This is a genomic window from Virgibacillus sp. W0430 (assembly GCF_051846935.1).
Lineage (GTDB): Bacteria > Bacillota > Bacilli > Bacillales > Amphibacillaceae > JBPYCR01.
Window position 1 is genome coordinate 31566 of sequence record NZ_JBPYCS010000005.1, and the last position, 26969, is coordinate 58534.

A 26969-nucleotide genomic window follows, 5' to 3' on the forward strand; every position below is an offset into this window, starting at 1 on the left:
AAACACCTCTTTGGAAGTCATCTTTTCCAATAGAGGTCAAATTTATTCATCATTTAATTAAAATTCAAGACAAACGACATAAATATTAAAACATTTGATAGCCATTTTTACGCAGAAACTTAATAACGAGACCGGATACAATCGTACCTAGAAGTCCAGATGACAATATAATAATATCAACAATTGTCAAGCTAACAAGCTTAGAAAAGGCTATTGAAAACGAACCTATAGGATTTTTAAAATATTCAAAAGTAGAAATCCCATCTACAATTAGAAGCACAATAACTGGATAAATAAACGCCATTACCCACGTTCGGCGGATTAACATATTTAAAATAAATGAAATACCGAAAAAAATAACGAAATATAATAAAATAGAAACAATGAGTTGAATCACTGACTTAGCTCCTTCCGCTTCCAATCATATCGCAAAATAAGTAAAACGCCAATTAAATTGCATCTATTTAATAGACTTCTTTATCTAATAATCATAGGAGCAAACGATAATTGAGTTTCATTATCTGTTTTATACATACCGTAGTGCTTCTTCTTCACAGCTATACAAATAGATTAAACTTTCCTTTTTTCAACATTAATTTAAAGCCACCTAACATGTACAAATACCGATTTTCAATTAATTGCTTCATAATCATTGCCTTCCAGCCATATAACTTACGATTGTTGAAGACAACTCCTACCGCATCATCTTCTCCTAATGAAGCAACGGTCCCTTTTAAATTCGGTTCAAACTTCTGGAGTTCTCTTCCTTTTACTAGTGCTTTTATATTTTGAGCTACAAGAGAAGCTTCCTGTACAGCTATTTGTGCCGTTGCTGGAACTGGTCGATTTGTTTGTTCATCCATCACAAGAGCACAATCGCCAACGACAAAAACGTCATCATATTCAGGAGTTCGCATGTCTTTTCTAACTTTAACTTTCCCGTTTGTTGTTTGAAAGCCCGACTGTTGAACAATTTCGTTTGCTTGTACGCCTGCTGCCCACACAGTTGTCATCGTAGGGACTTCCATTTCTATTCCATCTTTTTCATAAATAACATGATCCTTTTGACATTCTTTAATGCTAGCATCTGTTATTAATTCAATTCCGCGTGCTTCTAATGAGTTAATAGCATATTCTACAAGCTGTGATTCAAAGTTTGGCAATATAGTTGATGCACCTTCAATATTAATTATACGAACCATTGCCTTATCAATGTCATATTCACGACAAAGTTCAGGTACACGATTCGCTAACTCTCCTAAAAACTCAACCCCTGTAAGTCCGCCTCCACCAACTACAATGTTTAATCGTGCTTGTTTTTTCCTCTGTTCATTATTGTAAAGTGCGAAATTGTATTCAATGTGCTCCCTAATTAAGCGAGCACTATTAATACTATTAATTGTAAACGAATGTTCAGCTAGACCTTCTATACCGAATGTAGCTGCTTCGAACCCAAGTCCAATTACTAAAATGTCATATGAAACTTCCCCATCCGAAAGCTTGACCTTCTTTTCCTCTGGATCGATAGCACATACAGTATCTTGAATAAATTGTACTTTTTCTCTATGAATAATATCTTGAATTGGTATTCTCGTGCGATCATGATGGGTCGTTCCCGCAGCATTTTCATGTAGCCACGTTGACTGGTAGTGATAATCGTGTTTATTTATTAGTGTAATATTAGCTTCTTCTGCTAAGAGGGATTTTTGTAATTTTACTGTTGTAATCATTCCTCCATAGCCAGCACCTAATATTACAATATTTGGCTTACTCATTCGTGTCCTCACTTCCATTACTTTATCAATCGATTTTATTAACACGACATTCCTGCCATATTTCAATTCGAAATTTAATTGTAATATAAATTGTTTATTTGTAACACCTATGAAATGTACCGTAATTAATAGTATTACTTTTACTATGCAAATTCAAGCATGATTTATTAAGTGTCACGATCTCTTCAAATAGTAAACAATTTACACGTACGATAAACGACAAAAATCGGTATGCGTAAATTGTAAGTGAAAGAATTGATAAACAACATCGTTATACTTTGAACAATTATTTATGATACTATAAGATTGTATTGCTTTTGTTCATTAATTGGGGGTAATAATATGACAGACAAACTTTATGATATCACTATTATTGGCGCAGGCCCTGCAGGTTTATTTACTGCTTTCTATGGTGGAATGCGACAAGCAAGTGTGAAAATAATTGAGAGTCTACCACACATCGGTGGTCAATTAACCGCTCTTTATCCGGAGAAATATATATATGACGTTGCTGGGTTTCCTAAAATTCGTGCACAGGAGCTTGTCGACAATTTAGGGGATCAATTAAAAACGTTCGATCCAACCATTGTATTAGGGCAATCGATAGAGGAAGTAGAGCGTTTAGAAGATCAAACATTTAAGTTGAAAGCAGCAAACGGTGACATTCATTATAGTAAAACAATTATAATAACCGCTGGTAACGGAGCTTTCCAACCTCGAAAGCTAAACATCGAAAACTGTGAACGGTTCGAAGAGAGTAACCTCCACTACTATGTAAAAAATATGGATCATTTTAAAGATGCACATATTTTGCTATTAGGTGGTGGCGATTCTGCAGTTGATTGGGCATTAATGCTAGAACCAATTGCTAAGCAAGTAACAATTGTTCATCGACGTGATGAATTTCGGGCGCATGAACATAGTATAAAACAACTTTTTGATTCAAGTGTCGAGGTTCTAACACCATATGTCCCTATAGAAGTAACTGGAAATGAAAAAATTGAACGCGTATTATTGCAAGAAACACGTGGAGATAAAAAAATCGTATTACATCCAGATGCTGTCTTATGCAACTATGGTTTTATTTCAAAGCTAGGTCCAATTAAAAATTGGGGACTCGACATTGAAAGAAATAGTATTGTTGTGAATTCTAAAATGGAAACGAACATCCCAGGCATTTACGCAGCAGGTGATATAAACACATACCCAGGAAAGGTTAAATTAATAGCAACTGGGTTCGGAGAAGGACCTACAGCTATTAACAACGCCATTCAGTATATTGATCCGACAGCGCGCAGACAACCGAAGCATTCGACAAGCATGTTTTAACGAACGAATAAAAGCAACTCTTTACACGAAATTAACTTGTAAAGAGTTGCTTTTATTAACTAAAGAAGGTCTGTATAGGCTATTTACATACTCTAAAACAATGGTAGAGTTAGCATTTTTCTGGTGTTCCTTCCGTATCCTTTGCCCGAAAAGAGGATCCGCAACCACAAGAAACAATTGCATTCGGATTATTTATACTAAAGCCGCCGCCCATCATATTTTGTTTAAAATCAATCACTGTATTTTCAATAATGGGGATATCTTGTTTAAATATGACAACAGGAATCCCATTTATTTCGTCTATTTTATCAAGCTCTTCATTCACTTCATAATCAAATCCTAGTGAGTAAGACAATCCACTGCAGCCGCCACCTTTTACTCCAAAACGCAACCGAGCATTTTTCGGTTCGTCTTCCATCATCTCTTCTATTTGGCGGCGAGCATCATCGGTAATTGATATAACCATTATGCCCCTCCTTTACTTACTGCAATTTTTCTTTCTATCTATAAGTATACAAAGAGCTTCTTATCGTTTCAAATATTTAAGTCATCGCGATTTAGCCACCTATTCTTCCGTTCTATTTTAAAAATAATCCACCCTCTTTTTTTGCATGCGTTTTCCATGATTCTTCCACCTTTACACGAGCTCAAGCAAGTATACACGATGCTTTCCGCGGGCACGGAAAGCGTAGTGTATATCTACTGCGGTCGGTAGGAATCAATACTAAAATTAACGAATACAAAGAGAGGTTTTTTAACTTCTTAAAATAACACCCACAAATACGTGACTCAATCGCAAAGTTACTTTTGTTTTACAAAAGGCGGGAATCATTATAAAATAGATACAGAGTATCCTCAAGTTATTAATTCAATTTTATATATAAACGATGCTTAAAAGGAGCGGATCGAGAATGAAAGAACAAGTTCAAGAAGTACTAAATAAATTAAGACCTTTTTTATTGCGTGACGGTGGAGATGTTGAACTTATAGATGTAGATGAAAATGGTGTTGTTTTACTACGATTGATGGGTGCGTGCGGGAACTGTCCGAGCTCAGCAATTACGTTAAAAGCAGGAATTGAACGGGCGTTAACTACAGAAGTACCAGGTGTTAAGGAAATCGAGCAAGTGTTTTAAAAGTGGCTTATACAAACAATTTGTCATAGTTTTTTATATGATTCATTTAAAAAATTTAAAAAGTCAGGTGGTTGTCATCTCACAGAGATCGAACTGCCTGACTTTTTAATAATTTATTAGCACCTGGTTTATGGTTAAGTAATTGGTGTAATTGGTTTTTCCCCGGAAAATACCGCTTGAATGTTTCTCAAGCATAAAGAAAGCATCTTGTATCTTGTTTCCATACTCGCTGAACCAATATGGGGCAAACAGACGACGTTTTCCATTTGGGCAAGCGGATGCGTCGAAGCGATCGGCTCTTCTGTAAATACATCCAATCCAGCAGCTGTAATCTCTTCATTCTTTAATGCTCGGATTAAAGCTTGCTCATCTACGACTCCACCACGGGAAGCATTAATAAAAATGGCTGATCGTTTCATCTTTTGAAATGCTTGTTCATTAAATATTTCCTTTGATTCATCTGTAAGTGGAATAAGTGAAACGATATAATCGGCTTCCCTTAATAATGCGTCAAAACTAAGATATGTTGCTCCAAGCTCGGCTTCCGCCTGCTCATTTCTCGAACGATTATGATATTTAATCTCCATGCCAAAGCCCTTTGCTCTTCTTGCAACAGCTTCACCAATTCTTCCCATTCCGACAATCCCAATCGTTTTATGATGAATGTCTGAACCTGCAAGCAAAAACGGGGCCCAATGCTTCCACTTATCTTGTTTAACATAATTACTTGCCTCTGTTATCCTTCGTGCTGTTGCCATTAATAATGCAAAAGTTAAATCAGCTGTAGTTTCTGTTAAAACATCGGGGGTGTTCGTTACGATAATTCCTTTTTCGTTTGCTGCTTTAATATCAATGTTATCAAAGCCAACGGCCATATTCGCAATGATTTTTAAATGTCGTGCTTGTTGCAATAATTCCTCATCCACTTGCTCAGTAATTAAACATAATAAACCATCTGCACGCTTAACTTCCTCGATTAATACATCTTTCGGTATTGGTTCATCTTCGCTTTGCCACATTTTAAATTGAAAATGATTCTCGTAAGGTTTTATTATTTCATCGGGTATCTTTCGTGTAATAAAAATAAGTGGTTTCTGCAAGGTTAATCGCTCCATTTTTACCATTTACAACCATTGTAACATAGGTATTTGTAAACGTTGAGTATCAATTTCAAGCGTATTATAAAACTGACCTAGCTTTTGCTCGTATTTTTGCTGCTCGTTCAAAATTGAGTAAAATTCTTTCTCAAAAAGATCATTTCCTGGGTTTTCTATAACTTTCTCAATACAATCAAATAAATGAATGGGAAAAATTAAGCGCGCATACAATAAACGAATGGAAAATATAGAAAGGCGACGGACGGCTTCATAATCTTGTATAAAAGTATAAACGTTATCCAAATGAAAATGCTCTTGGAGGAAGTCTTTACGAATTTGTTCTGCCAAATCACGAGCAGGATGATCGTAGATTAAATCATGTGCCCATATAATTGAATGATTTATATTATTATTATAACGGTAAAAGGTAATTGTTCCTTGATCGCTTTCATTATGTCGCTTTTCTTTTTCACTTTCTTGAGCATATTGAATTGCATTTTCGCATAACCCAATAATATATGGCAATATATCCCTTAGCTTTACATTAAAAGCAGTACAATCATGTTTTATCCTATCTAACACTATTTTTTCAAGTGTGTCTATTTTCTTCCCCCATAATGCGGTCCATAGCCCATAGCTCGAAAGTAATTGTGGTTGAAACCGGTATACGCTATTTTCTAAATGGAAGGAAGCCAACTGACCTCCATGGGATTGGGGTAATTCGCTTTGCAACGCTTTTACACGATAAATTATATATGGCTTCCCTTCGTATTCGGTAAACCATTCCTCATGTATATTTTGTATCGGGCAAGCTACATAATGATAGCCATTTTCCAGTAAAAAATGAGCGATAGCAGCCTGTTCCATATGAATTGTTTCCTTGTTTTTCATTGGCATGGTAAAATATAAATATTCACCGTCCGTATATCCTTTTTGGCCATCAACTTCTGTATGTATCGGCTCATGAACAGCATAGAACGATTGTAACAGTTGCTTCATAAGATACCTCTCCTTTCTGCTCTTTATATAGCTTATGTAACGCAAAGTGTACTATTGCCTTTCAAAAAGGATTTGTTCCGTAATCCGTAAATTTATGAAAGTTAGGTGACTATAATGGATAAAATTACAAAGCATGATGAGTTAGAAGCTAAGGCGAGAGAATCGTTAAAACAACGTGGTGTTACTTTGCAACACATTGCCGAGCTCGTTTTTTATTTACAATCAAAATATATTGAAGATTTAACAATAAAAGAATGCTTGCATAATGTTAATCGTGTGCTAGCTAAACGTGAAGTACAGCATGCGATATTAACTGGAATTCAGCTTGATACGTTAGCAGAAAAAAAACAACTCGATCAACCATTGCAAAAAATTATCGACAGAGATGAAAGCTTATATGGAATTGACGAAATAATCGCTTTTTCTATTGTAAATGTTTATGGATCGATCGGGTTTACAAATTATGGATATATCGATAAACAAAAACCAGGTATATTAAAGCATTTAAATGACAAGTCTACAGGCGAGGTGCATACATTTTTAGACGATATCGTTGGAGCAATCGCTGCAGCTGCATCGAGTAGATTGGCACATGGTGCGGCGAATGACATTTTACTTGACGATTAATAAATAGGTAATGTTGAAATGCGTATTTTTCCTCCAATTTGAAATTAATAATGGGGGAAGAAATTAAAGAAGTCAGGCTGTTTATTATATAAACGACCTGACTTCCTTTTTTTACTTTCTGTATTTTTCCAGTTTACTACATTCAAGTTAAATAATAGCTACCCATTCTGCCAGATTTTTAACATGGTACGTTGGCTTTTGTTTTAGTTTAGGTAGCTCCTCATACTGAGTAACACCTGTAAACACCATTAACGTATCAATTCCTGCCTGAATACCTGCCTGAATGTCTGTATCGTAATTATCTCCGATCATTAAAATATCACTTTTATTTACATTCAACTGGGACACTGCTTCATTCATAATAATTGTTTCTGGCTTACCTATAAAAATGGGCTCCACACCAGTACTGACTGTAATTACTGAAGTAAGCGCGCCGTTACCAGGCAGCAAACCTCGCTCTGTTGGTATTGCGACATCACTATTTGTTGAAATAAATGTCGCACCGTTACGCACTTCAATACAAGCTTTTGCAAGCTTTTCATACGTAATATTTCGATCTATGCCTGAAATTACAAAATCACAGTTCTCATCTGTGACGACTAATTGTTCGTCATTGAGTGCTTGAATTAATCCCTCTTCACCAATTACGAAGCATCGTGCTTTTTCCTTCTTTTGCAAAATGTACTTTGCTGTCGCTTTACTCGTCGTAAATACATGCTCTTCTGTTGACGGAATCCCCATCTTATTCAGTTTTTCTGAAATTGTTGCTTGCGTATATGCTGAGTTATTCGTTAAGAATAAATATGGGATATTATTTAGCTGCAAGTGGTTAATAAATTCCGCAGCTGCTTCAATTCGCTCATTCCCTCGATACATCGTACCATCTAAATCAATTAAGTACCCTTTATAATTTTTCAAACGCTTTAGCACCTCTTCTAAGTAAAGAATAATACATCACTGTTTTTTCGGCTTTTTAATGATCCACTTACAGCAATTATCTCCTTTTGTAAGACAAGCCTCCGAATAAACGACACTATCGGAAAATAAATTACCTAGGACCTTTTTTTCATTATGACAAACTCTATCATACGCATTTGCCAAATTCATAATTGGGCAATTGTAATTTTTTAAGACGTAATCGCCAGCTTCCGTTTTTTCATATTCAACCATATACCCTTTTTCGTCCTGTAGACGAGCAATTTCAGCAATCTTTTTGTCAAAATCATCCGAGCTTAAGCGCGATCGATAACGTTCTTCTTCTCTACCCATTCGTTTATCCAGTAATTCATCAACCGCTTCTGTTCCTTTGATTGCTTTTAAGTCATTTAAAAGCTCGATGGGAAGCTGTTCGTATTGATTGGGAAATGTACGATGGCCTTTATCTGTTAGCTCGTATGTATGATAAGGACGACCAATATCTTGTTTGATACGATTATCTTTAATAAAACCTTGATTTATAAGCTCATGAAGGTGGCGTCTTACTGCTACTTCGGACACGGTAAAATACGACATAATCGATTTTATCGTACTCTCGCCATCTTTTTTTATTACATGCAATAATTGCTGTTTAATTGGTGTTCGTTTTTTCATTCAATCACACTTTCATGTATTATTTGAAAACGTATGAGCGACACCCATTTCATTGTCTAAATATGTACGTATATGTGTACTAAATTGGTTTAGCTTCATTTTGTGCTCTGATAATGTTCGTTCCAAAATAGTATGATCAATATGAACATAATCCTGAACGATGCACTGCCGTAATTGAATAAGTTCTTTATAAGCTAGTTCATCTTCTTTCGGGAGTACCGATTCATCAATTAAAATATCAATAATATCATTATAGCTCCCTGGATCGCGCATAATAAACCCATCAATCATCATATTTCCAACGTCTAAAAACGATTCAATTAACAGATGAATTGCACGTTCCAAGCCTAACTGCTGAACAAGTGAATTTGCCGGTTGTTCAGGAAATGTATATAAAATTGTATCTGCATACGTTAATATTTGTTCAATTTTTCTACGATCTACAAAGTACATTTATATCCCTCCATCTTTCTATCTCTATCATACCATATATCGGTTTTAGCCTGAATATCTAATACGAATTTGAATGTATCACGTATTTGGTAATCTAATGCGCACCTCCTATTCAACGGCAATAATTAAGAGCAGCTATCCCTTTATTCCTTGGCATATGCGTAAAACAGATGTGCAACTGGTCATGTCGAACTTCTTCAATTAGTTGAGGCGTTGCCCGCTGAAAGCGAAGTATATGGCAACGGCGGTGGCAGCTAAAGCTATGAGGGATTCTATATGTGGGTCGTATATCATTAATAGCCGTTGACATATACGAAGACTCGAGCGGGAAAAGCAACTGCCGAAAATCCAGTGAAGAAGTTGGAAAACTTCTTCAATTAGTTGAGGCGTTGCCCGCTGAAAGCGAAGTATATGGCAACGGCGGTGGTCACCGCTTCATAAAAAGCTGTTTTTCAACGATTTAAATATCCGTCCACAAATATGAGACTACGTCTTCTGAGACCGGTTTACACACAATCGTAATTAGAAATGCTATACTAAATAAAAGAAAAAATGATTTTCAGAAAATTTCAGGAAAGGACGGGTTATATGCTTGAACAGAAAGAAATTTTAAATATGGATGCTACTTCAATTGCCAGCGCAATACGAAACCAAAAGCTAACGAGCATTACCGCTGTACGTACATTTGTCAACCACATCAAAAAAGTAAATCCATACGTCAATGCCGTTGTAGAAGATCGATTTACCGAAGCATTCGTAGAAGCAAAGCAAATTGATAAACAAAATAAGCAAGCCATAAAAGATAAACCGCTTCTAGGAGTACCAATTAGCGTTAAAGAGTCCTTTCACGTAAAAGGGATGAAAACTACTGGCGGACTAATTCATCGACAAGATATTATATCAAAACAAGATGCTGAAATTGTTACTAAACTTAAACATGCAGGTGCAATAATTATTTGCAAAACAAATACACCAACATTATGCTTTTCACAAGAAACAGACAATAAACTGTATGGCAGAACAAACAATCCTTGGGATATAACACGAACAGCTGGAGGATCCAGTGGTGGTGAAGGCGCATTGCTCGGAGCAGGCGGAGCTGCAGTAGGAGTTGGCTCTGACATCGGTGGTTCTATTCGTTTTCCTTGCCACTTCAATGGTGTAATAGGATTTAAACCAGGTACCGATCAGGTTAGTTTTAATGGACATTTCCCACTAAACGATCATCCTTTGCAAACACGGATGCTAGGTATGGGTCCTATGGGAAAATCAGTACGCGATATGGAAATGCTTTACAACATTATTGCCGATAAGCCTTTCCCTCATAAAAAAATAGATCAAATGAAAATAGATATTTTTCCAACAGATGTATCGTATCCACTTTCTACTGCTACAAAGGATGTTTTAGAAGATAGTAGTAAATTTCTAACCGATTCACATGCAGTGAACCGCATGCTACCACCCTTTTTTGAGGAAAGTGCGAAAATTTGGCAAGAAATAATGTCGATCGATGGTGCGGAAGATATAAAAAAGCTCGCCTTAAACAGTGCATCTTCAAGTGTAGTCGCCTCTTTTATAAAGGAGAAAATGACTGGTAGTTCTACTATGCATCCTTACTTATCTTGGGCATTAATCGGGGCAAACTTATTTAAGCCATCTCAAAAGCGATTAGACGAAATTAAAAATATTCTCCAACGTGGCGATGAGTTACTAGATGCATACTTAGACGATCGTTTGCTCCTATTCCCCGTCTATCATACTGCGGCATCTAGTCATGGGTCAACTTTCAAAGAAATTTTCTCTATTAAAAAAACGTATATTAAATATATGCCTTATACCGCGTATGCAAATGTGTGGGGACTGCCAGCACTTATTGTACCTATTGGTGTAGACGAAAAAAATCTACCTATTAGCGTACAAATAATGAGTAAAACGGGCAATGAACATGCTATTTTTTCACTAGGAAAGCAATTAGAAGAACAGTTTCGCGGCTATTCACGCAGCAAATTGTTTGATTAACTTCCAATCATTACCTTTATAATTCTTTTCTTATTGTCAAAAGCTATAGATGACGATTAGAAAGGATGACGAACGATGCGTAATAAAAACGACTTTCGAAAAGAAAAAGAAGAGAAATACTCAAATATATCGAACGTAGACGAGAACGAGTATTTAATTCCTGAAGAATTTCCAGACGGAGCATTTGGCTCTCCAATAAATGCAAAGAAGGCTGTATTCAGTAAGTCAACTCCTTGGCAAAAGGGACAGCGACGGCAAAGTGCTTTCGTTTATCCGGATAAGGATCGACACGATGATTTACCACGACAAACACCTGGTGCTCATCCTATTCACGATGAAGATGAAACATAAAGCGCATTGTCAGTAAAGCGAAGGCAACATCACATAAATTATAAAAAAGATATCTAAAGAACTTAAAAACGACTCTACTATTTGTGATGTAGAGTCGTTACGTTTTTTAGTGATCTCCTCAACCTTTATTCTTTCCGTGATGTTTTAGGCAAATAGGGGAGAAAAAATTCGTCATCCTCCCATAAGAAATAGTTGCTGCTCTGCTCATTGGCAAGTAACGATTTTAGTTCTATACAATGCACTTTTACTTGCAGCATGGTCAGATTAAGAGAGGAAAAGCGAGAAGATGACACTCATAAAAGAAGCTTAGCATACATAATACCGTTTGCTCATTTTTTCGATCCATTAAACGTCCAATTTTTGTAGGACAAAATATGCACAGCCAAAATTACAATACTCATACAAATAATCATCCAAAGTACTAATCTTCGTATCAAATGTAGCTTTACTGTTTTCATCAATATAAAACCCTTTTAATCTTAGCTGATTGTATCCCCAATCGCCTACAATAAAATCATATTTCTTTAATACTTCGGAATATCTTTCTTTTAAAACATCTTCTTGTAAGCCATTTTTTATATTTTCAATTACTTTATAATTTTTACCATAAATATCAATAACCATCTGTATCACCCCGCTAAACTGCCTTTAGTTTACCATATTTCACCTTCATACAGCTAATAATATTTATTTGTATGAATCGAAAATAAAATCACAAACTAAAGGGGACTATGTAAATAAAAGGAGGGATATAAATGGCGAGAAAATTGTATTTACCGTTTATATTACTAAGCAGTCTCGTACTAACATTAATCGGTTGTGGGCAAAACGATGATAATACGATGGAAGATCAAAATGCGGCAGAGCAATTGAATCCAGACTTAGAAAGAACTACCGAAAACAATAACGATCCGCTTATAAATAAACTTGGATATGTCCGCTATACGAAAGATGAATTAAATGAAGATGATGAAAACAATCGGGAAATTACGATGAATCGGAATGAGGTAGCCGACATAATTACGCGAATAATCTTAAGAAATGACGACTTCGCTGAAGTTGCAACGCTTGTAACAGATGAACAAGTATTAATTGCTTACAGAAAAAATGAGGACAATGCTACAAAATATACACCTGACATTGCTAAACAATCCGCACGATCGATTGTTCCAGCTTATTTTGAAGTATATGTATCTGATCAAGAACAATTGATGAATGACATTCACAGCTTACAAAATTCTACGACACAAAACAAAAATTATGAAAACACGGTAAACTCCATCATAAATGAAATGAAAAAATCATCACAAGGTGTAGATAAAAAAATGCAAAATTAAATCATAAGTTGAATTTACTTGCAATTAAGATGAGCAAGGGACTAATCCTTGCTCATCTTATACACGCGAAGATTTAAAAACAGGAGTGAACTCTTTTGACTAAAAAGTGGCTTTTCATCTGTGTAATTCTCCTAAATGGCTTCATTGGAGCAAAAGTAGCTTTTGCTACCGATGATACAAAAATTTACAAAGACCGATTAGCGATGTACAAAAAGACAGAGGCTGTCACACAAGTCCCATGGTATTTGCTCGCAGCTATTGATCAATATGAAAGGCAGATTCATAAAGATTTGCCAGATGACCAGCTTATTTCAATTCAAATACCTAAAGAGAAATGGTATGGCTTCGATAACGTTTTTTATATTGATCATTACGACCTCATCAATATGTACGGAGGAATTGGAAAAGATGGGAACGGAAACAAAAAGGCCAATATTAATGAACCAGAGGATGTATTATACACAATGGCACAGCTTTTGTTGGAAACAGGCCCGACCATTCATGATATTAAGATTGGCTTATGGAAATATTACAAACGAGATCTTTCTGTTAAAACAATAATGAATACAGCAAAGGTATTTAAAACATTTAATCATATCCATTTAACAGACAGAGCCTTCCCGGTATCGATAAAACATAATTATAGCTACCGTAACACATGGGGCGACCGACGGGGATTTGGCGGATTACGGATTCATGAAGGTACCGATATATTTTCAGCCTATGGAACTCCAGTAAAATCAACAACATACGGTGTAGTTGAGATGATGGGCTGGAATTTATACGGCGGCTGGAGAATTGGCATTCGTGACATATTTAATATTTATCATTATTACGCACATTTAAATGGCTATACGGATACTTTAACAGTTGGGCAAGTAGTGAAGCCGGGGGATTCTTTAGGTACGGTCGGTTCTAGTGGATACGGACCACCAGGGACATCAGGGAAATTCCCACCACATTTACATTATGGAATGTATAAAGATAACGGTAGAACCGAATGGTCTTTTGATCCTTATCCATACTTAAAAAAGTGGGAGCGTATGGAAAGGCAAGCCAAATAAAAAAGCCGGGAAGTTCGTCAAAGTTTTTGACTACAATTCCCGGCTCTTAAAATTATTTGTTCGCTTTCGCCTTCTTCACTGCATTCATTATACTGAGAGCAAAGCCTCCCCATAATAAAACGATACCAATAATCATTACTAAAATAGCGCTACCACTCATTAGATGCTCCCCCTTCATAATTAGTCATTATTCGGAGATTTCCACTTACTCATTGCTAAGAGCACTCCAACGATTAGAGCTCCAGCAGCTACTGCCCAACCGCCAAATAAGATGAACATGTCCGAATAGCCTTCATAGTTTCCGTTATCGGAATCAAATTCTTTTAATAAATTTAGCTTAAACAATCCAAACATCATGTACCCTAACACAACTGGTGTTATATATTTTAGACTGATCGTCCACCATGGACCAAGCTGCATATCCGAAACCTCATTTGCATGAGATTTGAAGTCTTGCAACTTACGCAAGAACCATGCGATCATAATAACTTCTATCAATCCTATAAAAGCAACACCGAATTGGTTTATGAAATAGTCAGCTGCATCCAAGAAGAAGAGTCCGCCTTGCGTTGCAAACAATAAGGATAATATTGCTGCAAACCCTCCCCCAAGTATAACCGCTTTTGAACGTGACCAGCCAAATTTATCAGAAAGACCAGCGATGTACGTTTCAATAATTGACATTAAAGATGTAAGACCTGCAAGCACTAAAGATGCAAAGAATAAAAAGCCAAACAACTCATTGAAAGCTGGGAATTGGTTAATAATTGCAGGAAATACAACAAACGCAAGCCCTACACCACCAGCTACTACTTCATCAACACCTACACCTTGTTGTACTGCCATAAACCCAAGAATTGAGAATACCCCAATACCTGCTAACAATTCAAAGCTTGAATTTCCTAAACCGGTTATAAAAGCATTGTTCGTAATATCTGACTTTTTCGGTAAGTAACTTGAATAAGTAATCATAATAGCAAACGCAATGGATAAGCTAAAGAATATTTGACCATATGCTGCAACCCATACTCCAGGAGATAAGATTTGACTAAAATCCGGTTGGAAAAACGCATTCAGTCCTTCAGCTGCTCCCGGTAATGTCACGGCACGTATAACGATTATAAGGAAAATAGCGAGCAATGTTGGAATCATAATGCGGTTGGCTATTTCTATCCCTCGTTTTACGCCTCGGAATAATATTCCTAAAACAACAACCCAAACGATTATTAATGGTATAAGTACACTTGGAACAAAGCTTCCTGTTTGACCAGGGTCCACCGTTAGATTTAAGTAATCACCGAATAAAAATCCTTCTGTGTCCTCTCCCCAGCTTAAATTAAATGAAAAAATAGAGTACATGATAGCCCATGCAATAATAACTGAATAATACGTGGATATGACAAATGCTACGAGCACTCCCCACCAGCCAAGCCATTCTGTACCTGCGTTTATTCGTTTAAATGATAAAGGAGCTGATCCACGGTATTTATGGCCCATTGTAAACTCCATAATCAAAATCGGAATACCCGCGGTAAATAAAGCAATCAAATACGGTATAAAGAATGCTCCTCCACCGTTTTCATAGGCAGTAGCTGGGAAGCGCCATATATTCCCTAAACCGACTGCAGAACCCATAGCAGCCATAACAAAACCTGCCCGTGTCCCCCATTGAGAACGTGTTTCCATAAACAAAACCTCCTCTTTAATTTTCTGCCTCGATATGTAAGATCGAGGATTGTTGCAAATAATCTGACATTTATGAGTCTATTATACATATACAGATTATTTTAGTCAAAAAATAATAAATGTAAGATTGACTCACGTATTTGTGGGTGTTATTTTAAGAAGTTAAAACCTCTCTTTGTATTCGTTAATTTTAGTATTGCTTCCTACCGACCGCAGTAGATATACACTACGCTTTCCGTGCCCGCGGAAAGCATCCACCTGCAGTGAAAATCAACGGTGTTATTTATGTGTATATCGTTCGAGGTAAAATTGATCACATATTATCTAGTTAGATTCGTGCATCTGTTCCCCCACAAACATTTTACTCATACTAAATGTAAAGAACTAAAGGATGGGAACGGGTGAAATCGAGTTTTATTTTCAATTTAATCTTTTTCAAATTGTTTTTTAGGTACTGAAATAGAGGGCCCGCCCCCATCATTACTATAAAAGTCCGGAACATCTCCCATAATTACGCGTGAATCAACAAAAACTTTTGTACTAATTTCGGCTGTCTGTGTTGAAAAAGGAATTACAATTTGTACATTTACAGAAACAGGTATATATATTTCAAATAAGGCCGCATTCACACCAAATTCTTTTAACTCGTGAACGACATCCGACTCAAGACTACCAACAATTTCAAAATGGACAGGAATTTTTGGACCTAAGTTAGCAAGAATCGTATTTCCAGTCGCTTGACCGATTGGAATCTCTACAACTGTTGGATCTTTTGCTGCTAAATCCCCCACTGTGTCACCAAACTCAATTGGATCTAAATCTGGATCATCAAGGTCTATTTGTTGACCTTTATTCATGCTATATAAAAAGTATTCCGCTCGCTCTGTAGCAATACGTAGCGCTTGATTTACAACAGATGATTTCCAACCTAATGTAGCTACATTTCCATTCTGATCCATGTTTACTTCCACTAAATCTTCAAAGTTCATGTTTTCTGTTGATTTTACGGCAGAATTGATCGTTCGAGTCGCAAATTCAACCGTTTTTTCTTCGGCAATATCCATTAACGGAGGCTTAATTCGTTTATCAATTAACCAAATACTAAAAAATAATAGGACAATAAATAATAGCAGCGTAAGGAAAAAAATAGCACTAACGGAAGGGGGCGCTGCTCTTCTTCTGTTATACAAACGAAATCGATGCTTAAACATAGAAACCCTCCTTAACAACAACGTATGCTTGTTTTAAGGAGGTTAGAATAAGTAATTATTCAGCTTGACAAGATGTAATCATAATGTGAGTGTTCATAGCTAAATCAACTTCATACGGTTTTATTATTTTGTTGAATTCATCTTTTAAAATACGAACAACCGGCCGATCACACAAAATTTTATTTTGGCTAATTATTACTCCTGCTCTTCCATCATTTAACTTAACAGAAAGTCCGTTTGGATATACAGCAACACTTTTTTTAAAGGCTTCCACAAATTCTTTCTCAAACTGGTTTACAGCACCCGCATACAATAGTTCTAACCCTTCATGTGGTAGCATGGCGGTGCGATAAACGCGATTGCTCGTTACCGCATCGAACACATCGGCAATCGCAATAATTTTACTAAACAAATGCATTTCGCTGCCTGTAATTCCTCTTGGATAACCCGATCCGTCCAATCGTTCATGATGCTGATAAGCACAATGCGCAACAACAGAAGAAACTGTATTTTGGTTGCGTAAAAAATTATACCCAAGCTCTGTATGTGTTTTCATTACTTCAAATTCTATATCGGTTAACTTTGCCGGCTTTTGTAGAATAGTTTCATCAATAAACATTTTACCAACATCATGTAACATTGCACCAAAACCTAGTTCTTTTAATTGCTTAGGTGAAAGCTTCAGCTGTACGCCGATTGCTAAAGAGTAAATTGTGACATTTATTGAATGCTGAAAAATATAATCATCCGTAGCAAACATATCTGCAAGAATAGAAATTGTTTTTGACGAGTCTTTAACTTCCTGCATAATGACATCAATTATGTGAAGCAAATCCTTGCTTTTTGTTTCCAAAATGTACGCATTGCTGCCGAGATCACCCTTCTTTAAATCACCAAAAATCTCTTTTAATGTTCGCATTGCTTTTATCCGAACTTTCGGAGGTACAAGATCAGCGATATATACATCCTCTGTTATTTCATCTTCTATATATACGAAGCTAATGTTTTGTTTTATTAAACGGTTAATCATCTTTTCAGTTAAAACAGTGCCTCTCTGAATAAGCGGTATACTATTTTCATTGTAAATAGGTTGTCCAATTTTAGCCCCAGGTTGAATTGATCGCGTACTTACTAATCTCACTTTCGATCCCCTAACTCGATTATATTTAGTATTAAAATGAAATCGTCTTCCAATACGGAAGACATTCCAATTAAGAGATTTTTAATAATGCCTCTTTTCCAGACATTCCTACTTTCCAACCATATTGTTCAGCCGTTTCCGTAACTTTCTCAAGTGGCGCATTCAATAAATCTTCTACAGAACGAACCCCTTTCGCTCGACCTGCAACTACTTTTCGATCTTTTAATGCATCGTTCAAAACATCAACATCTAACGCTGCACACATAATATAACCAACTTCATTAGAGATGGAAATTAAGTTTGTTTTCGGGAGCTCTACACGAACAGCAGTAAAATACATCCCCTCTATTTCAATAGGATTCACAGTAATCATTTATAAGCCTCCTCATGATGAAACCACTATATATGTATGCAAGAAATTATTAAATGACACTGCATCCTTAGTTAAATGTATGTGGAGCATTCTTTTTCAACGTTTCTAAAAGTAAGTCACGGATAAATTCTGGTAAGAAAAATTTTTTCACTTTCGATTTAGCAATTTCCGGTAGGAGGCGACCAAACGTAAACGTATCTGCTGTAGCAACCGTGTATGCTTTATCCGGTCTTAACGAATGCCCTTGAAAAGTCACCTCTTTAACAAATTCTTGGCCGTTTTCATGGAAATCAGTCGTTACTTGCACTCCTGAAAACACCATACGCCCGAGCACTTCACCGCGAAATCCAAAGCCTTTTAGTTTTAATTCCATAAATTCCTTCGTTAGCGAAGCGCGAATGACTTCTAGTATTTCAGAACCTGTCAACTTTACAACACACGGGTTAATGGGATGTGGACATATTCGATGAATGTCCTTATACGTCACTGTACCGGCAGGAAGAAAATCAAGTAACAAACCAGCATTTAACATAGCAATATGTGCACCCGTCCACTGTTTTAACGTATTTGTTAATTGTTGCATAATAAGCGTCGGTTGAAACCAATTCACTTCAATTGGATTTTTTATATGAATCACTGGATGTGCTAACTGCTCATCTGCTTGTTCACCTAGATCCAATAATAACTGTTCCGTAGGCAAATCTTTAGCAAGGTGGGTAATATCAGTCGTATATGCTTCCTTTTTAATTAATTTTTTTTGAAGATGATCCCATGTTAAAACAACTTCTCCGATAAATGAACAATGCTTTCCTGCTGCTGTTATAATCGTGTTATTTACTTGTTCTTCTGTTCGAAGTAAATGATGCGTATGACCGCCAATAATTACATCAATATCTGGAAAACGCCGAGCAATTTCCCTGTCTTCATTTATTCCTAAATGAGACAGCAATACGATTACATCTGCGTTTTCCTTAGCCCGATTCATTATTTTTTTAAGAGTCGAAAATGGAGCTTCCACATGCCAGTCTAGTAAATTGTAATACGCATTGAAAGGCGCGGTTAGCCCTATTACTCCAATTGTAACCCCACCAATGGAAGTAAGGATTGTATCCGACTGTAACCAATTCGGTTCATACGAAGTTAAGCTTTGTAAATTCGAACAAATTATTTGGAATTGTGCTTCATCGTATAAATGAAATAAATCGTTATGTGCTAATGTAATTCCTTCGTTATTTCCAATTGTAGCTATATCATATTTTAGCTCATTCATTAATTGAACATTTGCTTTCCCCATAAATGCTTCTGCGATCGGATGAACGCGATCGATGTGGTCTCCAACATCAGCAAGCCAATGTGAAGTGTTTTCTGCTTTATGGAAAGCTTTTTTTTCCTTTAAATAAGCAGCTACCCTTGACCAATTATTAAAATAGCTATGCAAATCATTCGTAAAATAAATAAACATTTTTTCTTGCACGTTTCATTCTCCTTACATGAAACCATCAATAATTAACCGCAATCCGACACCAATCAATACAATTCGTAAAATCCACTTCAAAACTTTCCCTGTCAGCAACTGATTTACTTTTGCTCCTAGTGTACCACCAATAAATGCACCGATAATGAAAAACAAAATAAAGCTCCACGGAATATGACCTAAGAAAATATGCGTTAATGAACTGAAGATGCTTATGAAGAATATCATAAACATCGAAGTTGCAACTGCAATATGGACAGGAAATCCGAATAATAAAATCATAACCGGCACCATAATTGCTCCTCCACCTATTCCAAACATTCCAGAGAGCATTCCGACACCAAAGGAAATTGCGAGTGCGGGAGGTACGGATATGGAATAGTGGTATGTTTCTTCCCCGATCTGAAACGTTCTTCTGTTTTTACTTGAAGCTGATGTTTCTGACGCTTTCACATGTTTGCTTCGATCGATAAACAAGAGCATTGAAATGAAGATCATAATAAACCCAAAATATAATGAAAAATTATCCGAGTCAACAAACTGATTTAACCACGAGCCTAAAATACTTCCAGGAATACTGCCAAACAGAAAGATAATACCTGTTTTATAATCGACCCGTCCACTTTTCCAATAGGATATTGTGGAAGAAAGTGCTGTAAACACCATCGTCAAAAGGGATATTCCGACAATCATTTGGGGCTCTGCCCAAGAGAATAGATCGGAAAATTGATACAAAAATAAAAGACTAGGAACTAAAATAATTCCTCCACCTAGACCTACTAAACTGCCAATAAACGCAGCCATTATTCCGATAATTATACAAATTAAAAACACCAAGTTTTTCACCAACTATTACTGTAATCATTTTTTGTAGTATTCTCTAATAATATCATTCATTAAATTCATTTACGAACTAAAACAAAATAATTATGGGACATATTTGTTTGCTAATCTCCTATTTTGTATTCAATCATTTACGTGTTCCTAGTTGCTAACCGCAATACATATGGTTACCGTAATTATTTCATTCATCGTTTCTAAAACGTTCTATTGCAAAATCTTTAATATTTAATTCGATAGGAGAAGCTGTTGCCATTTTACTTAAGATTTCACCAACTACACTACTGAATTTAAATCCATGACCAGAAAAGCCACAGCTTACGAATACGTTCTTATGGTTTTTTAATTTATCGATAATAAAGTGTCCATCTGGAGTATTCGTATACGTACATACTTTTCCTTTGTCGTGTTCCATTGGCTCCTCCACAATCATTTGAAGCAGTTTAGAGACATCCTCATAATCTTCCCTGTACGTTCCATATGGTTCTAATTCAGCTTTCGATGATACTGGGATTCCGCCATCATGTCTACCAATCTTAAGACCAGACTTTTCTATGCTTGGAAAACAATAATACGTTTCCCCATCCAAATCGTACGTCCAGGCGGGAAATCTTCCTGCTTTATAAAGTTCTTCTTTTGCATGGAACCATGAAAATGTTTTCCTCATCGGTTGTAAAGGTAATTTTTCACCGATCATAGAAAGTATATCGTTCGTACCTTTTCCAGCTGTAATAATTAACTGTTCTCCTTGAATTGTCTGTTGATTTGTTTGAACCTTGATCAATTCGCTTTGTGTGTTTATTGACCTGACGTTCGTATTCTTTAAGAAGATTGCGCCATTTTTCATTGCTTGTTTCTTATACGCCATTACACAAGCTTCACTCATTAATACACCGGATTGTGGCTCATAACAGCCGATCAAATGACTTGGAATAGTAAAGCCTTTCCATTTCGTACGTATTTCTTTTGCACTTAATTGTTCAACATGTAACTGATACTGTTTAGCACTTTTAATAACATTTTGAATAAATGAGGATTCAGACGGCCCGATATTTAATACACCTGTACGATAAAACAACGTACGCTTTGATTCCTTTTCCAGTTCTTCCCACAGCTTTTGCGCTCTTAAAGCCATAGGTACATAGCTCGCTCCTTCACCATATGCATGCCGTATAATTCGCGTAGCGCCATGATGCGATCCTTTTTCGTGTGGTGGATCATTTGAATCTATTAAAACAACGTGCTTATTTTGTTTTGACAAATAATAGCCCGCTGCCATACCTACAGAACCAGCACCAATAATAATTACATCTGCATTCATTTTGAGTCTCCCCCTTAATTGCATTAAACTGCTTTTCTACATTATAAAGTATTAATTTTACTTTTAAATGAAATCGGTTCTCTAGTTTAAAATAGACAGAACTGTTGCATATTATAAACTTGAACTTTATATAAAGAGTATGTTAGATTCGTGGCAAAATGCCACTACATCCGACAGGCGTAGTGTATATCTACTGCGGTCGGTAGGAATCAATACTAAAATTAACGAATACACAAAGAGAGGTTTTTTAACTTCCTAAAATAACACCCACAAATACTTGAGTCAATCTTCAATGTTGTTTGATTTGCATTGGACTGTATCTCTTTCTGTTTTGTATTGTATTTTGTTTCTACAACTTTTCGCTTGAAATAAAGCATGTTTCATTTCCCTACCAAAATGTAATGTGATTTTTCTTCACCAACGTCATATATTGTACAACCTGAAATGTTCGCCTATATAGTATAGATGCAAAAAATTCCGATCGTCTTATAGATGACCGGAATTTTTTCTAGTATTTTGCTCTTTATGCTCAAGCTTTATTTTATTGGGGGTTCGGAAAATAATGTAGAGAGAAAGATTTGGCTATACTCACTTCCCTGGGCAAATGGTGAGTCTTCTCTCGCTACGTGCTACGTACGATATAGTCTCACCGTTCTCCTTCCTCCCGCTGAAGTGTCATATCTACCATTCACTCGTGTCAGAGAACCTCTTTCTAACTTCCACAAGCTAACCCGAAAACCCTTTATATTTAATTAGCCAATCGAACCTTCCATCTCATATTTCATTAGTCGGTTCATTTCAACTGCGTATTCCATAGGAAGCTCTCGCGTAAATGGTTCTATAAAGCCCATTACAATCATATCTGTCGCTTCTTGTTCTCCGATACCACGACTCATTAGATAAAACAACTGTTCTTCGGATACTTTTGATACTTTTGCCTCATGCTCTAACGAAACGTTATCGTTGTAAATTTCGTTATACGGAATTGTATCAGAAGTAGATTTATTATCCATAATAAGTGTGTCACACTCTATATTTGAACGTGCACCGTCGGCTTTTCTACCGAAGTGAACAATTCCACGATAAGATACTTTACCGCCATCACGAGAAATCGACTTAGATACAATCGAAGAGGATGTATTTGGCGCTAGATGATGCATTTTTGCTCCTGCATCCTGATGCTGTCCCTTTCCTGCCAATGCGATGGAAATAGTCATTCCACGTGATCCTTCGCCGCGTAAAAGTACAGAAGGATACTTCATTGTTAGCTTAGAGCCCATGTTGCCATCAATCCACTCCATCGTAGCATTTGCTTCACATGTCGCCCGTTTTGTAACTAGGTTATATACGTTGTTTGCCCAGTTTTGGATTGTTGTATATCGACAATATGCATCACGCTTAACGAAAATTTCAACGACAGCACTATGCAAGGAATTCGTCGTATATACTGGCGCTGTACAACCTTCTACATAATGAACAGATGCACCTTCATCAACAATAATTAGCGTCCGCTCAAACTGCCCCATATTTTCCGAGTTAATACGGAAATAAGCTTGTAACGGTGCAGTTGTTTCTACTCCTTTTGGAACGTAAATGAAGGATCCACCGGACCATACAGCCGTATTCAAAGCAGAAAACTTATTATCGGATGCTGGGATTACCTTACCAAAATATTCCTTAAAAAGCTCCTCATGCTCTTGTAAAGCAGTATCCGTATCTTTAAAAATAATACCTAGTTTTTCAAGATCGGCTTCTAAGCTTTGGTAAACAACTTCAGATTCATATTGAGCAGAAACACCTGCCAAATATTTTTGTTCTGCTTCAGGGATACCTAATTTATCAAACGTCTGTTTTATTTCATCTGGTACTTCATCCCATGATCTTCCTTGTCTTTCAGATGGCTTTACGTAATAAATAATTTCATCGAAGTCTAATTCTGAAAGATCACCGCCCCATTGTGGCATTGGTTTGCTGTAAAAAATTTCCAATGCTTTAAGGCGTTCTTCTAACATCCATTTAGGTTCATTTTTCATTCGAGATATTTCTTCAACGACTTTTCGTGTTAAGCCTCTTTCCGTACGAAAAACAGAAACATCCTTGTCATGAAACCCATATTTATACTCATCAATTTGCGGAGCATTTTTCGCCATTTGCAAAACCTCCTTTAGATTTTAAACGGTGTTAACTTATTCGTTTTCCATCCCTTTTTCCAATGCTTTCCACGGCAATGTAGCGCATTTTATTCGTGCAGGAAAATTGGATACACCTTGCAATGCTTCAATATCTTCTAACCCAAACCGATCGGGGTCTACTTCATTTCCTAGCATCATCTCTGAAAATAGCTTTGACATCTCTAATGCATCTTCTATCTTTTTTCCTTTAATAGCTTGAGTCATCATCGATGCAGAAGCTAAACTAATCGAACACCCTTCTCCGCTAAATTTTACGTCTGTTACGATACTAGCTTCTACATTTAGATGAAGCAAAATCCGATCGCCACATGTAGGGTTGTTCATTTCAATAGTAAGGGAGTCATCTTCAAGATGACCACGATTACGCGGGTGTTTATAATGATCCATAATTACTTGTCTGTATAGTGTGTCTAAGTTATTAAAAGACATCCCCGAAATACTCCTTCGTTTTCAAAAGTCCTTCCACCAAACGATCTACGTCTGCTTCTGTATTATATAGATAAAAGCTTGCTCTCGCTGTAGCAGACACATTTAACCATTTCATTAATGGCTGTGCACAGTGGTGACCTGCCCGAACGGCTATTCCTTCAGCATCAAGTACAGTAGCAACATCGTGTGAGTGAACGTCTTTTAAATTAAACGTTACAAGTGCTGCTCTTTTCTCCGGACCGTATATTGTCAAGTCTTTAATGGAGCTAAGCTTTGCCATTGCATACGTAACAAGCTGCTCTTCATGCTTCGTAATAGAATTCATTCCAATGTCTGAAAGAAAATCAATCGCTGCGCCTAATCCAATTGCTCCGGCAATAATTGGAGTACCACCTTCAAATTTCGATGGGAGCTCCTTCCAAGTTGAATCGTGCAAGTCAACAAAGTCGATCATTTCCCCACCGAACTCCACAGGCTCCATCTTGTTTAGCAAGTCTTTTTTGCCATACAATACACCGATACCCGTAGGCGCACACATTTTATGGCCTGAAAATGCGTAAAAGTCACAATCGAGTGCTTTTACGTCCACTTGCAAATGTGGAACACTCTGTGCACCATCTACGACGATAATCGCACCGTGATCATGCGCAATTTTTGCCATCTCCTTGATTGGATTAATCGTTCCAAGCACATTAGATACATGGCCAACGGCAACTATTTTTGTATTGTTCGTAACCGTCTCCCGTACACGCTCTAATGATATTGAACCATCCACTTCAAGAGGAATATATTTCAGTGTAGCTCCAGTAGCTTTCGCTGCTTGCTGCCAAGGGATAATGTTACTATGATGCTCCATCGGTGTAATAACGATTTCGTCCCCAGCAGTCAAATTAGCTCGTGCATAGCTTTGGGCAACTAAATTCAATCCAATTGTCGTACCACGATTAAAGATTATTTCCATCGTGCTATCGGCGTTAATGAATTGGCGTACCTTTTCTCGAGCACCTTCATATAAATCCGTTGCACGCGTACCTAGTGTATGAACGCCACGGTGTACGTTGGAGTTATATTTGCGGTAATAATCATCAATTGCTTCTATCACTGGTAACGGTTTTTGGGATGTTGCAGATGAATCGAGATAAACGAGCGGATGGCCATTTACTTCTTGATCCAAAATCGGAAACTGTTCACGAATTGCTTTTACATCCATTAGTCGATTTTCCTTTCAATCAACTGTTTTAATTGTTCTTTAACGGATGTGATTGGTAATTCATTAACTACTGGCGCCAAAAACCCGTGGATAATTAGTCTTTCCGCTTGTTTCTGTGAAATGCCTCGGCTCATTAAATAATACAATTGCATTTCATCGATTCGTCCAACTGATGCCGCATGCCCTGCTGTTACATCATCTTCATCAATTAACAGAATTGGGTTGGCGTCACCGCGAGCTTTTTTGCTTAACATTAAAATGCGCGATTCTTGTTCCGCATTTGCTCGAGTTGCACCATGTTCAATTTTTCCAATTGCATTAAATATAGCTGTAGAATTGTCTTTCATTACGCCACGCTGTAAAATTTGCCCATCGGTATCTTTACCAAAATGAACCGTCTTTGCAGTAAAGTTCTGTGTTTGCTTCCCACTGCCTACTGTTACCGTTCGAGCATTTGTTACAGCATGCTGTCCAGTTAGATGGGTGCTGTTTTCCGAGACAGTGTGACCTTCGTTCATCTGACCCAATGCCCAGTCAATCGTCGCTCGATTGTGTGCAACACCACGTCGGTTAATATAGGAAGTTGTACCATTTGCAAAATAGTCTACTGCACCGAATGAGATCTGAGCATCATCGTGAGCAAATACTTCTGCAACAATATTAGCAACCGTTTCCTCAGCGTTATCCGAAATATAATTTTCTACATAAGTAACGGAGCTATTCTTTTCAGCGACAACTAACACATGATTAAACAATGCAGCCTCTGGATCTTCCTGCCAGAAAACCGTTTGCAACGGTGTGTCAATTTGAACATTTTCAGGAACATATACAAATACCCCGCCATTCATAAGTGCCGCATGGTATGCAGTTAAGCGATGTTCATCAACATTTACTGCATCTTTCATAAAGTACTTTTGAACGAGTTCTGGATGATCCTGAATTGCTGTGAAAATATTAGTGAAAATTACACCCTTTTCTTTCAATTCTTCGTCCAGCGCTTCATATGCAATTGTTTGATTTCGTTGGATAACAATATTTTCAGGAATATTATTTTGATCAAACAAATCGTTTATCGCCGTTGGCAACTTTTCTAAAGAAGTAATCCGTTCACCTTCTGCAAAGTGTTTAAAACGATGGAAATTCCAATTCGTTATTTTCGTTTTATCTGGTTTTGGCAAGTCAAGTGCACTCGCTTGTTCTAAAGCTTGCAGGCGAAGGGATTTCATCCAATCTGGTTCATTTTTACTTTCGGAAAACTTTTCTATATACGCTTTATCATATGGTAACTTCGTCATAACAGTCATAATGATTACCC

Annotated in this window: 29 protein-coding genes; 8 read left to right on the forward strand and 21 right to left on the reverse strand. The window is 36.8% G+C overall.

From position 1 onward, the window contains the following. Positions 1-85: 85 nt before the first annotated feature. A complete protein-coding gene (locus tag ACLIBH_RS04085; protein WP_439315423.1) occupies positions 86-397 on the reverse strand; it encodes a YuiB family protein in 312 nt (103 codons plus the stop codon). A gap of 160 nt (positions 398-557) precedes the next feature. Further along, positions 558-1775: an NAD(P)/FAD-dependent oxidoreductase gene (locus tag ACLIBH_RS04090; protein WP_439315424.1), complete on the reverse strand. Its 1218-nt coding sequence runs from the start codon at positions 1773-1775 to the stop codon at positions 558-560. A 342-nt stretch (positions 1776-2117) separates the two neighbouring features. On the opposite strand from ACLIBH_RS04090, the gene ACLIBH_RS04095 reads away from it, so the two are divergent. Then, positions 2118-3104: an NAD(P)/FAD-dependent oxidoreductase gene (locus ACLIBH_RS04095; RefSeq protein WP_439315425.1), complete on the forward strand. Its 987-nt coding sequence runs from the start codon at positions 2118-2120 to the stop codon at positions 3102-3104. Positions 3105-3213: 109 nt separating this feature from the next. On the opposite strand, the gene ACLIBH_RS04100 is transcribed toward ACLIBH_RS04095, so the two are convergent. Next, complete coding sequence (locus tag ACLIBH_RS04100) at positions 3214-3570, reverse strand: HesB/IscA family protein (RefSeq protein ID WP_439315426.1); 357 nt, start codon at positions 3568-3570, stop codon at positions 3214-3216. Positions 3571-3991: 421 nt separating this feature from the next. Here ACLIBH_RS04100 and ACLIBH_RS04105 point away from each other — a divergent pair, with 421 nt between their 5' ends. Continuing rightward, positions 3992-4240: a NifU family protein gene (locus ACLIBH_RS04105; RefSeq protein ID WP_439315427.1), complete on the forward strand. Its 249-nt coding sequence runs from the start codon at positions 3992-3994 to the stop codon at positions 4238-4240. A 134-nt stretch (positions 4241-4374) separates the two neighbouring features. Here ACLIBH_RS04105 and ACLIBH_RS04110 read toward each other — a convergent pair whose 3' ends face one another. Continuing rightward, positions 4375-5340, reverse strand: a complete 966-nt coding sequence (locus tag ACLIBH_RS04110) for a 2-hydroxyacid dehydrogenase (RefSeq protein ID WP_439315428.1) — start codon at positions 5338-5340, stop codon at positions 4375-4377. A 24-nt stretch (positions 5341-5364) separates the two neighbouring features. Beyond that, positions 5365-6336 carry a hypothetical protein gene (locus ACLIBH_RS04115; RefSeq protein ID WP_439315429.1) on the reverse strand — a complete coding sequence of 324 codons (972 nt, stop codon included), beginning with the start codon at positions 6334-6336 and terminating at the stop codon, positions 5365-5367. Positions 6337-6450: 114 nt separating this feature from the next. Here ACLIBH_RS04115 and ACLIBH_RS04120 point away from each other — a divergent pair, with 114 nt between their 5' ends. Beyond that, entirely contained in the window at positions 6451-6963 is a 513-nt protein-coding gene (locus ACLIBH_RS04120; protein WP_439315430.1) for a phosphatidylglycerophosphatase A family protein, read from the forward strand. A 147-nt stretch (positions 6964-7110) separates the two neighbouring features. On the opposite strand, the gene ACLIBH_RS04125 is transcribed toward ACLIBH_RS04120, so the two are convergent. Genes ACLIBH_RS04125 through ACLIBH_RS04135 form a run of 3 tightly spaced genes read right to left on the reverse strand, consistent with a single transcriptional unit; the run spans position 7111 to position 9006 of the window. After that, a complete protein-coding gene (locus tag ACLIBH_RS04125) occupies positions 7111-7881 on the reverse strand; it encodes a TIGR01457 family HAD-type hydrolase (protein ID WP_439315431.1) in 771 nt (256 codons plus the stop codon). A 36-nt stretch (positions 7882-7917) separates the two neighbouring features. Next, entirely contained in the window at positions 7918-8553 is a 636-nt protein-coding gene (locus ACLIBH_RS04130) for a helix-turn-helix transcriptional regulator (RefSeq protein ID WP_439315432.1), read from the reverse strand. Positions 8554-8565: 12 nt separating this feature from the next. Next, entirely contained in the window at positions 8566-9006 is a 441-nt protein-coding gene (locus tag ACLIBH_RS04135; protein ID WP_439315433.1) for a DUF86 domain-containing protein, read from the reverse strand. 278 nt (positions 9007-9284) lie between these two features. Here ACLIBH_RS04135 and ACLIBH_RS04140 point away from each other — a divergent pair, with 278 nt between their 5' ends. The 3 genes from ACLIBH_RS04140 to ACLIBH_RS04150 all read left to right on the forward strand — a co-directional run bounded on the left by ACLIBH_RS04140 (position 9285) and on the right by ACLIBH_RS04150 (position 11376). Beyond that, positions 9285-9470: a hypothetical protein gene (locus ACLIBH_RS04140; protein ID WP_439315434.1), complete on the forward strand. Its 186-nt coding sequence runs from the start codon at positions 9285-9287 to the stop codon at positions 9468-9470. Between the two features lie 124 nt (positions 9471-9594). Continuing rightward, positions 9595-11025 carry an amidase gene (locus ACLIBH_RS04145; protein ID WP_439315435.1) on the forward strand — a complete coding sequence of 477 codons (1431 nt, stop codon included), beginning with the start codon at positions 9595-9597 and terminating at the stop codon, positions 11023-11025. 75 nt (positions 11026-11100) lie between these two features. Further along, a complete protein-coding gene (locus tag ACLIBH_RS04150) occupies positions 11101-11376 on the forward strand; it encodes a hypothetical protein (RefSeq protein ID WP_439315436.1) in 276 nt (91 codons plus the stop codon). Positions 11377-11721: 345 nt separating this feature from the next. Here ACLIBH_RS04150 and ACLIBH_RS04155 read toward each other — a convergent pair whose 3' ends face one another. Beyond that, entirely contained in the window at positions 11722-12000 is a 279-nt protein-coding gene (locus tag ACLIBH_RS04155) for a YutD family protein (protein WP_439315437.1), read from the reverse strand. 131 nt (positions 12001-12131) lie between these two features. Between ACLIBH_RS04155 and ACLIBH_RS04160 the strand changes: the two genes are divergently transcribed. Together ACLIBH_RS04160 and ACLIBH_RS04165 are read left to right on the forward strand one after the other, a co-directional pair. Beyond that, on the forward strand, positions 12132-12713 hold the full coding sequence (locus tag ACLIBH_RS04160; RefSeq protein WP_439315438.1) for a YhcN/YlaJ family sporulation lipoprotein: 582 nt from the start codon (positions 12132-12134) through the stop codon (positions 12711-12713). A gap of 143 nt (positions 12714-12856) precedes the next feature. After that, positions 12857-13777: a M23 family metallopeptidase gene (locus ACLIBH_RS04165; protein WP_439315533.1), complete on the forward strand. Its 921-nt coding sequence runs from the start codon at positions 12857-12859 to the stop codon at positions 13775-13777. A gap of 52 nt (positions 13778-13829) precedes the next feature. Here ACLIBH_RS04165 and ACLIBH_RS04170 read toward each other — a convergent pair whose 3' ends face one another. The 12 genes from ACLIBH_RS04170 to sufD all read right to left on the reverse strand — a co-directional run bounded on the left by ACLIBH_RS04170 (position 13830) and on the right by sufD (position 26958). After that, complete coding sequence (locus tag ACLIBH_RS04170) at positions 13830-13937, reverse strand: methionine/alanine import family NSS transporter small subunit (protein ID WP_439315439.1); 108 nt, start codon at positions 13935-13937, stop codon at positions 13830-13832. Between the two features lie 20 nt (positions 13938-13957). Continuing rightward, on the reverse strand, positions 13958-15463 hold the full coding sequence (locus ACLIBH_RS04175; protein WP_439315440.1) for a sodium-dependent transporter: 1506 nt from the start codon (positions 15461-15463) through the stop codon (positions 13958-13960). A gap of 425 nt (positions 15464-15888) precedes the next feature. After that, positions 15889-16674, reverse strand: a complete 786-nt coding sequence (yunB, locus tag ACLIBH_RS04180) for a sporulation protein YunB (protein WP_439315441.1) — start codon at positions 16672-16674, stop codon at positions 15889-15891. A gap of 55 nt (positions 16675-16729) precedes the next feature. Continuing rightward, positions 16730-17815 carry an HD-GYP domain-containing protein gene (locus tag ACLIBH_RS04185; RefSeq protein WP_439315442.1) on the reverse strand — a complete coding sequence of 362 codons (1086 nt, stop codon included), beginning with the start codon at positions 17813-17815 and terminating at the stop codon, positions 16730-16732. A gap of 70 nt (positions 17816-17885) precedes the next feature. Next, entirely contained in the window at positions 17886-18188 is a 303-nt protein-coding gene (locus ACLIBH_RS04190) for a YunC family protein (RefSeq protein WP_439315443.1), read from the reverse strand. Between the two features lie 67 nt (positions 18189-18255). Beyond that, positions 18256-19662, reverse strand: coding sequence for a bifunctional metallophosphatase/5'-nucleotidase (locus ACLIBH_RS04195; RefSeq protein WP_439315444.1), 1407 nt, complete (start codon positions 19660-19662; stop codon positions 18256-18258). A gap of 12 nt (positions 19663-19674) precedes the next feature. Further along, the gene (locus tag ACLIBH_RS04200; RefSeq protein WP_439315534.1) at positions 19675-20496 is read right to left on the reverse strand and encodes a sulfite exporter TauE/SafE family protein; all 822 of its coding nucleotides are present in this window, start codon (positions 20494-20496) and stop codon (positions 19675-19677) included. A 190-nt stretch (positions 20497-20686) separates the two neighbouring features. Next, complete coding sequence (gene solA / locus ACLIBH_RS04205) at positions 20687-21823, reverse strand: N-methyl-L-tryptophan oxidase (RefSeq protein ID WP_439315445.1); 1137 nt, start codon at positions 21821-21823, stop codon at positions 20687-20689. Positions 21824-22575: 752 nt separating this feature from the next. Beyond that, entirely contained in the window at positions 22576-23973 is a 1398-nt protein-coding gene (gene sufB, locus ACLIBH_RS04210) for a Fe-S cluster assembly protein SufB (protein ID WP_439315446.1), read from the reverse strand. A 36-nt stretch (positions 23974-24009) separates the two neighbouring features. After that, entirely contained in the window at positions 24010-24444 is a 435-nt protein-coding gene (gene sufU, locus ACLIBH_RS04215; RefSeq protein ID WP_439315447.1) for a Fe-S cluster assembly sulfur transfer protein SufU, read from the reverse strand. After that, positions 24434-25654 carry a cysteine desulfurase gene (locus ACLIBH_RS04220; RefSeq protein WP_439315448.1) on the reverse strand — a complete coding sequence of 407 codons (1221 nt, stop codon included), beginning with the start codon at positions 25652-25654 and terminating at the stop codon, positions 24434-24436. Before ACLIBH_RS04220 ends, sufU begins: the two co-directional genes overlap by 11 nt. Next, positions 25654-26958, reverse strand: coding sequence for a Fe-S cluster assembly protein SufD (gene sufD / locus ACLIBH_RS04225; RefSeq protein ID WP_439315449.1), 1305 nt, complete (start codon positions 26956-26958; stop codon positions 25654-25656). Before sufD ends, ACLIBH_RS04220 begins: the two co-directional genes overlap by 1 nt. Between the last annotated feature and the right edge of the window lie 11 nt (positions 26959-26969).